This is a genomic window from Ruania albidiflava DSM 18029, assembly GCF_000421225.1.
GTDB lineage: Bacteria > Actinomycetota > Actinomycetes > Actinomycetales > Beutenbergiaceae > Ruania > Ruania albidiflava.
Genome location: NZ_ATWL01000009.1, coordinates 73251 through 86277, shown reverse-complemented (window position 1 = coordinate 86277; position 13027 = coordinate 73251). Strand labels below are relative to the sequence as shown.

12 protein-coding genes are annotated in these 13027 nt (G+C 72.9%); 3 read left to right on the top strand and 9 right to left on the bottom strand.

Features of this window, described 5'->3' with window-relative positions; translation table 11 throughout:
* Positions 1–106 precede the first annotated feature (106 nt).
* On the bottom strand, positions 107–2422 hold the full coding sequence (locus tag K338_RS0111785) for a sodium-translocating pyrophosphatase (protein WP_022918376.1): 2316 nt from the start codon (positions 2420–2422) through the stop codon (positions 107–109).
* 327 nt (positions 2423–2749) lie between these two features.
* On the opposite strand from K338_RS0111785, the gene K338_RS22265 reads away from it, so the two are divergent.
* The 3 genes from K338_RS22265 to K338_RS0111770 all read left to right on the top strand — a co-directional run bounded on the left by K338_RS22265 (position 2750) and on the right by K338_RS0111770 (position 5372).
* Complete coding sequence (locus K338_RS22265; RefSeq protein ID WP_022918375.1) at positions 2750–3256, top strand: sigma-70 family RNA polymerase sigma factor; 507 nt, start codon at positions 2750–2752, stop codon at positions 3254–3256.
* The gene (locus K338_RS0111775; protein WP_022918374.1) at positions 3253–4461 is read left to right on the top strand and encodes a hypothetical protein; all 1209 of its coding nucleotides are present in this window, start codon (positions 3253–3255) and stop codon (positions 4459–4461) included. The genes K338_RS22265 and K338_RS0111775 overlap by 4 nt, the downstream gene beginning before the upstream one ends.
* 161 nt (positions 4462–4622) lie before the next feature.
* Complete coding sequence (locus tag K338_RS0111770) at positions 4623–5372, top strand: nucleotidyltransferase domain-containing protein (RefSeq protein WP_022918373.1); 750 nt, start codon at positions 4623–4625, stop codon at positions 5370–5372.
* A gap of 82 nt (positions 5373–5454) precedes the next feature.
* On the opposite strand, the gene K338_RS0111765 is transcribed toward K338_RS0111770, so the two are convergent.
* From K338_RS0111765 to ssd, 8 genes are all read right to left on the bottom strand, one after another.
* A complete protein-coding gene (locus K338_RS0111765; protein ID WP_022918372.1) occupies positions 5455–7872 on the bottom strand; it encodes a DEAD/DEAH box helicase in 2418 nt (805 codons plus the stop codon).
* Between the two features lie 94 nt (positions 7873–7966).
* Positions 7967–8335 (bottom strand): Rv3654c family TadE-like protein, encoded by a 369-nt coding sequence (locus K338_RS0111760; protein ID WP_022918371.1) that lies wholly within the window; start codon positions 8333–8335, stop codon positions 7967–7969.
* A 95-nt stretch (positions 8336–8430) separates the two neighbouring features.
* Positions 8431–8847, bottom strand: coding sequence for a TadE family type IV pilus minor pilin (locus K338_RS25990; RefSeq protein WP_022918370.1), 417 nt, complete (start codon positions 8845–8847; stop codon positions 8431–8433).
* A 1-nt stretch (position 8848) separates the two neighbouring features.
* Positions 8849–9082, bottom strand: a complete 234-nt coding sequence (locus K338_RS0111750) for a DUF4244 domain-containing protein (RefSeq protein ID WP_022918369.1) — start codon at positions 9080–9082, stop codon at positions 8849–8851.
* Between the two features lie 187 nt (positions 9083–9269).
* Complete coding sequence (locus K338_RS22255; protein ID WP_040653731.1) at positions 9270–9824, bottom strand: type II secretion system F family protein; 555 nt, start codon at positions 9822–9824, stop codon at positions 9270–9272.
* Positions 9824–10564, bottom strand: coding sequence for a type II secretion protein F (locus K338_RS22250; RefSeq protein WP_157612377.1), 741 nt, complete (start codon positions 10562–10564; stop codon positions 9824–9826). The genes K338_RS22255 and K338_RS22250 overlap by 1 nt, the downstream gene beginning before the upstream one ends.
* A complete protein-coding gene (locus K338_RS22245; protein WP_051154785.1) occupies positions 10561–11733 on the bottom strand; it encodes a TadA family conjugal transfer-associated ATPase in 1173 nt (390 codons plus the stop codon). The genes K338_RS22250 and K338_RS22245 overlap by 4 nt, the downstream gene beginning before the upstream one ends.
* Positions 11733–12731 carry a septum site-determining protein Ssd gene (ssd, locus tag K338_RS22240; RefSeq protein WP_022918368.1) on the bottom strand — a complete coding sequence of 333 codons (999 nt, stop codon included), beginning with the start codon at positions 12729–12731 and terminating at the stop codon, positions 11733–11735. The genes K338_RS22245 and ssd overlap by 1 nt, the downstream gene beginning before the upstream one ends.
* Between the last annotated feature and the right edge of the window lie 296 nt (positions 12732–13027).

Genomic DNA, 13027 nt, shown 5'->3' with positions numbered 1-13027 from the left:
GTCCCCGAACCACACGAGGGTGCGCTGATGGTGGCACGGGGGTGCCCTGGTGGTTGCGATCGGGCCGGATCACAACCACCAGGGCACCCCCGCGGGCGGGGATCGGTCAGCGGTGGGCGTCGACCTTCTGCTCGGCAGGCTGGGTTTCGCCGTCCTCGATCACCACCGAGGAGGAGCGGAACTTCGAGGCGATGATCGCACCCACTGCGATCAGCCCGGCGACCACGGCGATCACGATCCGCAGCGTGTGGTTGGCGTCGGCCGGCACGCTCATCACCACCACCGCGGGGGCGATCAGCAGCGAGACCAGGTTCATCACCTTGATCAGCGGGTTGATCGCCGGACCGGCGGTGTCCTTGAACGGGTCGCCGATGGTGTCGCCGATGACGGTGGCCGCGTGTGCCTCGGAGTTCTTGCCGCCGTAGTGGCCGTCCTCGACGATCTTCTTCGCGTTGTCCCAGGCACCACCGGAGTTGGCCAGGAACACTGCCATCAGCACCCCAGCAGCGATCGCGCCGCCGAGGAACCCGGCCAGCGGTCCCACGCCGAGGCCGAAGCCCACGGCGATCGGGGAGAAGGCGGCCAGCAGACCGGGGGTGATCAGCTCCCGCAGGGAGTCCTTGGTGCAGATGTCCACCACGCGGCCGTACTCCGGGCGGGTCTCGCCGGTCATGATGCCGGGGTGCTCCTGGAACTGGCGGCGCACCTCGAGCACGATCGCACCGGCGGCCCGGGTGACCGCGTCCACGGCCAGCCCGGAGAACAGGAACACCACAGCGGCGCCGAGGATCACGCCCACCAGGGTGACCGGGGAGATGATCTCGTAGTTGACCATCGCCGCTACGACCCCGTCGGTCATGTCGGCCACGTTCGCGCCTGCGGAGGCGATCGCGGTGGAGACGGCGTCCCCATAGGAGCCGAACAGTGCGGTGGCGGCCAGCACGGCGGTGGCGATCGCGATGCCCTTGGTGATCGCCTTGGTGGTGTTGCCGGCTGCGTCCAGGTCGGTGAGGATCTGTGCGCCTTCTTCGTCCACGTCGCCGGACATCTCGGCGATGCCCTGGGCGTTGTCGCTGACCGGGCCGAAGGTGTCCATCGCCACGATCACCCCGACCGTGGTGAGCAGGCCGCAGCCGGCCAGTGCGATGAGGAACAGCGCCAGCCAGACCGAGCCGCCGGCGAGCAGGAACAACGCGCAGAGGGCGGCGGCGATGATGCCGGCGGTGTACACGGCGGACTCGAATCCGACGCCGATGCCGGAGAGCACCACGGTCGCGGCTCCGGTCTTGGAGGTGGCGGCCACGGTGCGGGTCGGCTTGGCGGTGGTGCCGGTGAAGTGCCCGGTCAGTGCCAGGATCACCCCGGCGAGCACCACGCCGACGACCACGGCCAGGGCGGAGACCAGGCGGGGGTCGCCGCCGTGGTCGGTGAGCGCCTCACCCACTCCCTCGAGCGCCCCGAAGCTGGAGGGCAGGTAGACGAAGGCGGCGACCGCGGCGAGCACGGCACCCACGAGAGCCGAGATGTAGAAGCCGCGGTAGATCGCCGTCAGACCATCCTCGTTGCCCCGGACCTTGGTGATGAACACGCCGAGGACGGCGACCAGTGCGCCGATGGCGGTGACGATCAGCGGGAACACCAGCCCTGCTTCGCCCATCGTGGCCTTGCCGAGGATGAGTGCGGCCACCAGGGTGACGGCGTAGGACTCGAACAGGTCGGCGGCCATACCCGCGCAGTCGCCGACGTTGTCACCGACGTTGTCGGCGATGGTGGCGGCGTTGCGCGGGTCGTCCTCGGGGATGCCCTGCTCGACCTTGCCGACCAGGTCGGCGCCCACGTCGGCGGCCTTGGTGAAGATGCCGCCGCCGACCCGCATGAACATGGCCAGCAGGGCGGCGCCGAAGCCGAAGCCCTCCAGCACGGCCGGAGCGTCACCGCGGAAGATCAGCACCACGGCGGCGGCACCGACCAGGCCCAGCCCGACCACGCACATGCCGACCACACCGCCGGTGCGGAACGCGATGCGCGCACCTTCGGGCCGGCCGTCGTGTGCGGTGGCGGCCGCGGCCACGCGCAGGTTCGCCCGGGTGGCCAAGGACATGCCCAGGTAGCCGATCGCAGCGGAGAAGGCGGCGCCGAAGAGGAAGGCGATGGAGCGGCCCAGCCGGATGCCGGTGTCGCCGGGCAGGAGGAACAGCAGCCCGAACACCACGACGGCGAAGATCGCCAGGGTGCGGAACTGCCTGTTCAGGTAGGCGGATGCGCCCTCCTGGATGGCGGTGGCGATCGTCTGCATCGCACTGGTTCCCTCGCCGGCGGCGAGCACCTGCCTGCGGAGAACGACGGCAAAGACCAGGGCTGCGACCGCGATGGCGGCGATGACCGACACGATGACGAGGCTCGTGGTTCCGAGCGTGAGCATCCGTCCTCCTCGACGAACAGGATGGGTTTACCGCCGGGGTATCCGACGAACGCGGTGAGTCTATCTGTCCGCGACCGGTGTGCTGGCACTCTTGACCGACAGACCTCGCAGAACCTGCCCACCCGCCCACCTGGTCGCGAACGCCCGCCTTCGCGGCCACTGCCCGGCGTGTCGCCGCGGAAGGGGGCGTTCGCGAACGCTGGGCTCGGCGGCGGAAAGGCTCCTGCAAGGCACCTGGTGAAGACTTGTCGAAAACTCGTACCCAACCATCGCGACGAGGCGAGCGTTGAGATGGGTAGAACCCCGTCGAGGAGGAGAAGGAGGGGGATGGTGGCACCGTGGGAGGCAGTGCTCACCGAGCTGGTGCGCAGTCGTGGGGCGGCGCTGGCCCGGTACGCCACGCTGCTGTGCGGGAACGCCAGCGACGGTGAGGACCTGGTCCAGGACGCCCTGACCAAGGTGTTCAGCCGGTTCCGCCGGTCGCACAGCGAGGAGGGGCCGGAGTACGCGGAGGCCTATGTGCGGCGGACGATCGTCACCCTCTACCTGGACTCCTACCGCCGGGGCAGGCGCTGGCGCGCGGTACAGCACCTGTTCGAACCGGCCCAGGTGCACCACGACGAGTCCACGTCGGCGCGTGTGGATGTGGCCCGGGCGCTGACAACGCTGCCGCCCCGGCAACGGGCCTGCGTGGTGCTGCGGTACTACGCGGACCTGACGATCGAGCAGACAGGGGACGAGCTGGGGCTGGCCACCGGCACCGTGAAGCGGTACCTGCACGAGGCCAACCAGCGGCTGGCTGCCGTGCTGCAGCCGGAAGGAGAACGGGCATGAACATCGAGGATCTGCTGCGAGCAGACGCCCACCGACACACCGGCAACCCGTTGGAGCCGCACCTGGGTGGCCTGGTGCAGCGGGTACGCCGGCGGCGCCGCCGCCGGGCCGGGGCGCAGGTGGCTGGGGTGGTGACCGCCGTGGCGGCCGGGCTGGTGGTCTGGCAGGTCGGTGGGCCGTGGGACCGGCCGGTTCCGCCACCGGCCACCGATCCACCGGACGAGCAGTGGTGCGGCCAACCGCTGGAGGAGGTGGCTGGCAGCGTGGCGCACCCCGACCTGGGGGTTGCTGAGCTGGAGAGCACCGACGAGCAGCTGACCGTGTCCGTGACGATCTCCTCAGAGACCGACCTGGAGCTCTCTCCCCTGGTGGACGTGCTGTTCACCGACCCGGACACCGGGGAGGTGGTGGGCTACAGCGAGGACGACCGGGAAGCCGACCGGGAAGATGCGAACTTGTTCGTCCCGGCCGGTGGCGAGGCCGACACCGGCCGCTCGGTGAGCGTGACGTGGTGCACGGCTGCGTTCACCGGACCGGCCGAGGCCTACGCCGGCGACTTCCGCGCAGACGATCTCTCCTGGCTGACCGAACCGGCGGCCGTGGAGGTCACCGACGGCGCGATCGGTCCCGTGGAGGACACCCCGGACCAGGACGCCACCGACGGGCAGGAGTCCACCGACCCGGAGGGAGAGGACCACGAGGAGTCCCCGGACGGGGACGGGCAGCTGTCTGCACCGGAGGCGTATGAGCCGACCTGCGGGCAGCCGTGGCAGCCGCCGTCGGCCGAGACCGGTTGGCAGGTGAGCGCCGACTTCGGCGGCGGGCCGTTCCAGGCTTCCCCGGACGGGGCGACCGGCGGACTGAGCACCGACGTCACGCTGGCGAACACCTCCGATGAGGAGCTGACCGCGGACACCTACACCCAGGTGGTGCTCGTCCAGGACGGCGCGATCGTCTCCCCCGAGCTGCTCGGCAGCGACGACGTGCGGGAGACCACGCTGGCGCCCGGGGAGGAGACCACACAGACTGCCGGGCACCATATCTGGGACTACTGCGACGAGTCCTGGACCGGCGTCGGCCCGAGCGTGCCGGCGGGCGAGTACACCGCCTACGTGCTGGTGCTGGACGCCGGCCCCTACTGGGCCAACGGAGAGCGGGCGGTGCTCGCGATCAGCGACGGCCAGACCATCGAGGTGAGCGAGTAGCCCACCACCCCATCGCGAACGCCCGCTTCCGCGGCTCGCTACGCGGTGAGCGCCGCTAGGACGAGCGTTCGCGTCAAGGGGCACAGACCAGGGGGATGAAGGCGCGTGCGGCGGCCGCTGGAGGGGCGTCCGCCGCACGCGCGACTCGGTAGTCTGCCGACATGTTCACGCCCACCGGTCGAGCGAGGCTGCGCGAGGAGCTGATCGCCGCTGCCCGCTGTGACGATGACGTGGTCGGGGCCGCACTGGTCGGCTCAGCGGCCACCGGCCGCGAGGATGCCTGGTCCGACATCGACCTGGTGCTGCAGATCGCCCGGGACGTCGACCCGGACACCGTGGCTGCCCGGTGGACCGAGAGGCTCTACGAGCGCGGGGCTGTCGACCACCTGGACGTGATCGCCGGTGGCGTGCTGTACCGGGTGTTCCTGCTGGCCTCCACCCTCCAGGTCGACCTTTCCTTCTGGCCGGAAGACACCTTTCGCGGCACCGAACCCGGCTTCGAGCTGCTGTTCGGCACTCCGCAGCCGGCCACCACGCCGAAGGACCCGGACACCGGCCACCTGATCGGCATGGGCTGGCTGCACGCCCTGCACGCGCGCTCGGCGATCGCCCGCTCCCGCCCCTGGCAGGCAGTGATGATGCTCGACCAGCTGCGCGACCAGGTGCTCGCGCTGGCCTGCGCACGCCACGGGCTGAACCCGCACCACGGCCGCGAGGCGGACCGCCTGGCTGAGCCCCTCCTCGACGCGCTCGGCAAGGCTCGCGCCGGCGCGGTCAACGGCGCCGAGCTGGCCCGCTCGCACCGCGCGCTCCTGGAGGTCTTCGCCGACGAGGTCACCGGGCACGATCCGACCCTGGCGTCCCGCCTGGCCGCCCCGCTGCGCGAGCTGGCAGCCCTCCCCGAGCACTGACCCACGCCCCCACCTCATCGCGAACGCTGGCCTTCGCGACCTGGATCGATTCAGCGGCCGCGAACCCGGGCGTTCGCGACACTCAGGGGGCGAAGCCGGTGAGCATGGTCAGCAACAGCAGGGCACCGGCCTTGTCCAGCGGGGAGTTGTTGTTGCCGCACTTGGGTGACTGCACGCAGCTCGGGCAGCCGGTGGCGCACGGGCAGGACGCGATCGCATCCCGGGTGGCCGCCATCCACCGGGCGGCTGCGGAGTAGCCGCGCTGGGCAAAGCCGGCGCCGCCCGGGTACCCGTCGTAGACGAACACGGTCGGCTCCAGGGTGTCGGAGTGCACCGCGGTGGACAGCCCGCCGATGTCCCACCGGTCGCAGGTGGCGATCAGCCCGAGCAACCCGATCGCCGCATGCTCGGCGGCGTGCAGCGCCCCGGGCAGGTCGCCGGGCGCGACACCCGCCTCGGCGAGCACGGCAGCGTCGGCGTGCCACCAGCAGGCGGTGGTGCGCAGCGTGTGCGTGGGCAGGTCCAGCGGGTAGGTGCCGATCAGGTCCATGCCCGGGATGCGCCGCCGGTCGTACCCGGTGACCTGCTCGGTCACGTCCACCACCCCGTACCCCCACGTCACAGGCCCCCAGGCGGACTCGGTGCCGGTACGCACGATGGACACGTGCTTGTCCACGTGCGGGCGGGTGCGGTAGCCCACCGAGGCCTCGGTGACCACGGCGACGTCGTCCTCGTACGACTCCACCCGGAAGGTGCGGCCCTGGTGCACGTAGATCGCACCGGTGTGCACAGTGGCATCAGCCCGGGCGGCGTCCACGGTGCCCAGCACCCGGCCGGTGCCGGCCTCCACCACCTGCACCGGCGCCCCGGATCCGCCGCGCAGGTCGGTCAGGTCCTGCGGCGACTCCGGGCGGGAGTAGTTCCAGTACCAGCCGTTCGGGCGTTCCCGCAGGAACCCGCGGGCGACCAGGTCTCGCAGCAGCGCCGGAGTTCCCGGCCCGAACCGGTCCACGTCCGCCTGCACCAGCGGGGTCTCCGACGCAGCGGCGCACAGGTGCGGGGCGAGCACGTACGGGTTGCCCGGGTCGAACGCCGTGGCCTCCACACCGGCCTCGAAGATCGCCTCCGGGTGGTGCACCAGGTAGGTGTCCAACGGGTTGTCGCTGGCGACCAGCACAGCGAGACCATCGGCACCGGCCCGCCCGGCCCGGCCGATCTGCTGCCACAGGGACACCCGGGTGCCGGGCCATCCGGCGATCAGCACCGCGTCCAGACCGGAGATGTCCACACCGAGCTCGAGCGCGTTCGTGGAGGACAGGGCGAGCAGGTCCCCGGTGCGCAGGGCGCGTTCCAGCTCGCGGCGTTCCTCGGGCAGGTATCCGCCCCGGTAGGCGGCCACCCGTATGGCGAGCTCGGTCGAGTCTCGGTCCGCGAGCCGGGAGCGGGTCTGGTCGGCGATCGCCTCGGCACCCACCCGGGAGCGCACGAACGCCAGCGTGCGCTTACCGGCCCGCACCAGGTCGGTGAGCAGCTCGGAGGTCTCGGCGAGCGCGGACCGGCGCGGGGCGTCCTGCGGGGTGCCGCTGGGCCGCCACGCCGGCTGGTGGTCGACGCTCTCCTGCACCCACACTTGCTCCTCGCTACCGGGCAGGATCGCCGGTTGCCACAGCGCCACCGTGGTGTGTCCGCGGGGTGCGCTGCTCTGCCCGACGGCGGTCACATCGGCCTGGTCCACCCCGAGCAGCCGGGCGGCGCTCGCCTCGGGCTCCCCCGTGGTGGCCGAGGCCAGGATGGCCACCGGGGTGGCACCGTAGTGCTCGGCCAGGCGGAGCAGGCGGCGCAGCACCAGGGCCACGTGCGCACCGAGCACGCCCCGGTAGGCGTGGCACTCGTCCACGACGACGTAGCGCAGGCCGCGCAGCAGGCGTTGCCACCTGCGGTGGCCGGGCAGGAGGGAGAAGTGCAGGAAGTCGGGGTTGGACAGCACCACGTCGGCGTGCTCACGCACCCAGGTGCGCTCGTCGGTGGGGGTGTCGCCGTCGCAGGTGGCTACCCGCACATCGGTGATGTCCCCGGAGGTCAGCACTGTCTGCAGCCCGTGCAGCTGGTCGGCGGCAAGGGCCTTGGTGGGGCTGAGGTAGAGCACCGTGGGGCGGCGCTGCAGGGTGGCGATGCTGGTGCCCAGCTGGGCGGTGCGGATGGCGGTGATCGCGGGCAGCCAGGCGGCCAGGGACTTGCCGGATCCGGTGGCGGTGGCCAGCACCACGTGCCGCCCGGCCCAGCTGGCCTCAGCAGCGGTGACCTGGTGCCGCCAGGGCCGCTCGACGCCGCGGGCTCGGTAGGCGGCCACCAGATCCGGGTCGGCCCAGTCCGGCCATTCACCCTGCTCGCCGGGCCTGGGCTGGATGTGGTGGGTGTGCACCAAGCAGTCCTGGACGCGCTGCGGGGTGAGCAGAGCGGTGAGCGTGTCCCGCTCGTTCGTGCTGCTGCCGCCGTCCACACCGACATTCTGGCAGCCAGGAGTGTCAACGGGCCGTGCGCTGCTACCGAGCGGCCGGTGCGCATGTGCCGGTTCGGCCGTGCGCACGCACCGATCAGGACCGGCCCACCGGGCCCGCTCGGGCTGTGGCGCTGGCACTCTGCTGCCAGCCCGGTAGCAGCTGCACGGCGACCTCGGTGGCCAGGTCGACCATACCGCCGTCGCTCGTCTCACAGGAGACCAGGCCAGCGCCGTTGCGCTGAGCCACCTGATCGGCGGTCTGGCACGGCGCCGGCCCACCGACGGCTGCCACCTCGCCCGCGGCGAGCGCTGCCAGGTCGGCAGCGGCTTGTGCGTGCCCGCGCGCGGTGACCCCGCGCACCAGCCCGCCGACCAGCACGGCCAGCAGGAGCGCCCCGGCGATCACGCCGAGCATGACCACAGTCATCGAGCCCCGGTCGCCGCCCCACCCCTGCCGCCGCACCGCAGCACGGTGCCGCCGGACGACGCGGCGCCCTCGGATGCGGCCGGCACGCCCGCCCGGGCACCGTGGGCGGCGGCCTGCCGACCGCAGACCGATCACGTCCCCTCCCCCGGTTCGGCCGCACCGGTGGGCTCGGGTAGCGCAGAGAAGACGACGTCGGTGTGCAGCACACCGCTGAGCGGGCCGAGCGGCACCTCGGCCGCGACCCGCACGTCCACCCACTCTTCGGAGCGGGTGACCGTCACGGTGGCATCCTCGCCCGCCAGCTGGTGCACGACCGCTGCGACCTGGGCGTCGTCCTGCCCGAGCGCGGCGGCTCGGGCACCGGCACGGGCCGCGTCCGCGCACCGCACCTGCATCACCCCGGCAGAGGCGACCGCGAGGATGACCACGATCGCCAGCACCACCGCCGGCAGCAGCACGGCGAGCTCGGCGGTGACCGACCCTCGCTGCTGGTCTGCCTCGGTGCCGTGCCGGTGCAGGGGCGGGTGCGGTGCGCGGACGGGTCTCATCTCAGCCGCCGATCGACAGCGCCTGGCGGACGAGGTCCAGCAGTAGTCCACGGACCTCGTCGCTGCGCAGGATCGTCAGCAGCAGCGTGGCGAACGCCACTGCGGCCAACGTCGCGATCGCATATTCGGCAGTGGCCATCCCGGCCTCGGCAGTGCGGCGTACCGCCGCCCACCGCTGCTGGGTGGCCGCCCGGATCCGGCGACGCCACGCAGAACGTCCGCAATCGGTTTTCATCTGCTCTCCTCTCCTCGTCGGGTCCCGGTGCGGGCCCCGTCACTCGAGCCTCGACCAACCCGAACCACTGCCGTGGGACACCCGCCCCCGGGGTGTGGACAGCCGGGCACCTCGGGAGCGTCGGCATTGTTCAGTGCGACGCGGTCAGGTGGTCGCGCAGGCTCGAGGGCGGGCGCGCGCTCCACGCTCAGCCGCCGAACAGGTCCGTGCCGGTGGACAGCAGCACCGGAACCAGCCCGAGCAGCACGAACGCAGGCAGCAGGCACAGCCCGAGCGGCAGCACCAGGCGCACGCCCAACCGTGCGGCAGCCTCCCGGGCCGTGGCCGTACGGCGAGCGCGGATCGTCTCGGCGGCCTGCTGCAGCAACGGCACCGGGGAGACGCCGTCCACCCAGGCCGGCTCCAGCGCGCGCTGCAGGTCCGCATACTCGGCCGGTGCGCCTTGCCAGGCCTCCCGCCACGGGGCACCCAGCCGCAACGCCGTCACCGCCCGGTGCAACGGCCGGCCCTGCTCCCGAGGGAGCGCTGCGGCCAGCGCACCGAGCGCGCTGGGGACGCTCGCTCCTGCCACGATCGCCGAACGGGTGATGTCCAGCAGCACAGCGGGGTCGACCCTGCGGTCCGCCGCCTGCGCCTGGTCCGGTGTGCTGCCCGACCTGCGCACGGGGCGGGGACCGAGCGCCCAGGGCAGGGGCGCCAGGACGCTGAGCAGCAGCACCGTCACCGCAGCGGCGAGCGACATCAGGACCCGGCCCGCTGTGCGTGGCGGACCAGCAGCGCCGACCAGCGCCGGCCCAGCAGCAGCAGGAGGAGCCCGAGCAGCAGGCTCGCCGTCCCGGCGCCACCGTCGGTGAACACCACCAGCGGCTCCACCCCGAGCAGTACCCCCAGCCCCAGGCCGGCCAGCGGCAGCCACGCCAGCAGCCGCGCTGTGGCCCGCGGGGCCGCCATCGCCGTGCGGCGCTGCCCGGCACCTTCCTCCGCCTCGGCCAGCCCTTGGGCGCAGCACTCCAGCACATCCGCCACCGGAGCGCCGAGCCGTTCGGCCACCGCCACGGCGGCACGGGCGCCGGCGACAGCATCGGCCCGCGGCCCAGAGGGCAGGGAAGCGGCCAGCTCTGCCAGGGTCGCCGGCGCACCAGGCTGCCCGGCCAGGGTGGCCCGCCACGCGCGGGGCACATCCATCCCGGTGCGCAGCCGGGCGGCCACCTCGACCAGGGCCGCACCCAGCGGCAGAGCAGCGGCCCCGGCCTGCCGCCGGCCGCGCCCCGTCAGCGCGCTGCGCTGCGCCGTACCTGCAGCGCCACCCGCCTGCACGGGCCGGCCTCTGCTCTGCTGCAGCCCGGCACCAGAAGCGCGCCAGGCGCCCGTGGCCACACCCGCCGCTGCGCTCCTCCCGCGAGCGCCTCGCGGACGCCGCCCAGGCTGGGCCAGCAGCGCCGCAGCCGCCACCAGCAGCAGCACGGACAACCAGGCGCTCACGGCTGCCCCGCCCCGGCGGCGCCATCCAGCCGGCGGGCCAGGTGCGGCCAGGCCTCGGCCGGCGCCAGGTCGCCGCCAGCACCCCGGACCAGGGCAAGATCACTACGCATGCCGCCTGCGCCGTCGTCCCGAAGCACCGCCACCTGCGCCACGTACCGGCCGCTGCCATCGCGGCCCAGGTGCACGATCGCGTCCACAGCGGCCAGCGCCTGCACCGCGACCGCCGACGGGGGCATCCCGGCCATCGCTCCCAGCGCGATCAACCGCGCGGGTACGTCCGCAGCCGCGTTCGCGTGCACAGTGGCCCAGCCACCGTCGTGCCCGGTATTCAGCGCGGCCAGCACCTCCCGCACCTCGGCACCACGGCACTCGCCGAGCACCAGCCGGTCGGGGCGCATCCGCATCGCTGTACGCACCAGCTGGGCCAGGTCGATCTCCCCGGCACCCTGCACGTTGGCTCGGCGCACCTGCAGGTGCAGCACGTGCGGATGGGTGGGGGCCAGCTCGGTAGCCTCCTCGATGCACAGGATCCGTTCAGTTGCCGGCACGAGCGAGAGCATCGACGCCACCAGCGTGGTCTTCCCGCTCCCGGTGGCGCCGCTGACCAGCACGTTCGCCCGCGACGCCACCAGCGCCTCGAGCACCTGCACCCCACGCGGGCCGGTCAGCCCGGCAGCAGCCAGCTCGGCAAGCTCGAACGCTCGCCGGCGCACCGTGCGCAGCGAGATCGTCGCTCCCTCGGCGCTCAGCGGGCCGAGCACCGCGTGCAACCGGGTCCCGTCCGGCAACCGCCCTTCGGCCACCGGGGCACCATCGTCCAGCCGTTGACCGGCTGCCGCGGCCAGCCGGGTGGCCAGCCGCCGCGGGTCCGGCAACCGTTCCCGGCGCACGACCAGCCCGTGCCCCTGGTCCACCCACACCGAACCATCACCGTTGACCAGCACGTCGGTGACAGCCGGGTCGTCCAGCAAGGGCTGCAGCACCGGACCCGCACCGAGCAGCTCGGACCGGGCCGCCCGCTCCAGGCGCAGCCGAGCAGCATCGGTGCGTACGCCTGGCGAGGTGCGCACCGCCCGGCTGACCAGCCCCGGCGACACCATCTCCTCGCCCTTCCCCGTCCGGCGCGCCTCGACCACAGCGCGACGGACCTCGTCGACACCGGCAGACATCACGACGCCAGCCCGAGGTCGGTGACCAGTCGGCGCGCACCCCGGATCAGCGCCCCGCGCCGGTTGTCCCCCGGTGCCACACCGCGTTCCACCCCTGCACCGAGCCCCCGCTCGGAGCGCATGGTGACGGCCAGCGGCAGCCCGGCAGCCTCGGCGATCTCCTCCGGGGTCAGGCCGCCCGGTGCGGGTCCGCGCACCACCAGTCGCGTCTCCACCCCCTCCCACGCGCTGCGGGTGGCTCGGACCGCCTCCGCGCCGACCACGTCGCAGGTCGTGACGATCAGCACGACCGTGCAGTGCATCGCCCAGTGCGCGTGCACCCGGGGGAGGTCGAGCACCACCACGTCGTGCCCAACGGCCAGAGCGTCGACGGCGCCGAGTGCCAACGAACCGGCGGGCCCACCTCGCCAGTCCGCGGAGAGCACGTGCACACCGCACCAGCTCGGCAGCGCCTCCTCCAGCGCCCGATCCGGCACCGTGCCCTCTGCACCGTCCAGGTCGGCCCAGCGCAGCCCGCCCTCGTGCTCGATACCCAACGTCAGGTCCAGACCGGGCCCGGCACCGTCCAGGTCCACCAACGCCACCGCCAGGCTCTCCTTCGCACAGGCTCGCGCGAGGACCGCAGCAAGAGACGTCGCTCCGGCACCGCCCCGCGCCCCGACCACCCCGACGACCCGCGCCCGACGCGGCTGGCAGGCTGTCCGTGCCCGGGTGAGCAGCTCCTCCGCCTGAGCCGGGAGCGCAAGGCAGCGACCGCCGTCGGGCGTGGCCACTGGCGCACACCCCACCCACACGGCACGCTGCCCCGGAGCAACCCAGGGAACGTCGTCCGCCTGCGCTTCCACAGCGCTGTCCAGCAGCAAGGTGGCCCGCGGCGGGGACGCCCCCGGCGGGTGGATCACCAGCGGCAGGTCCGCCACTGCGAGCACCGCCCGCACCTCCTCGATCAGCTCGGCGTCTCCGGAGCGCAGCGCCACCGCGCGTACCGTCTGGTCCATCACGCCTCCGTCCTGTGCGCTGTTCGGGTCAACTGAGCATCCCTCCCTGGCGATCGGGCTGCCGGCGCCCGGGGAGGGGGCTGTGGACAATGCGGCATGACGGCGGTGCGCACCCGGGCGTGCCCGCCGCACCGGGCGCATCGCTCAGGTCGTTCCTCTTTCGCCCCCGGCACAGAAGGTGTATACAGAGAGAACAACTTCATCGGGAGTGGGAACCCACGCGCGTTTAGTCCACGTGAAGGACTGGTCGACCGGGCTTGCCCGCAGCGACTACCTGAGGATGCACGCCTGATACC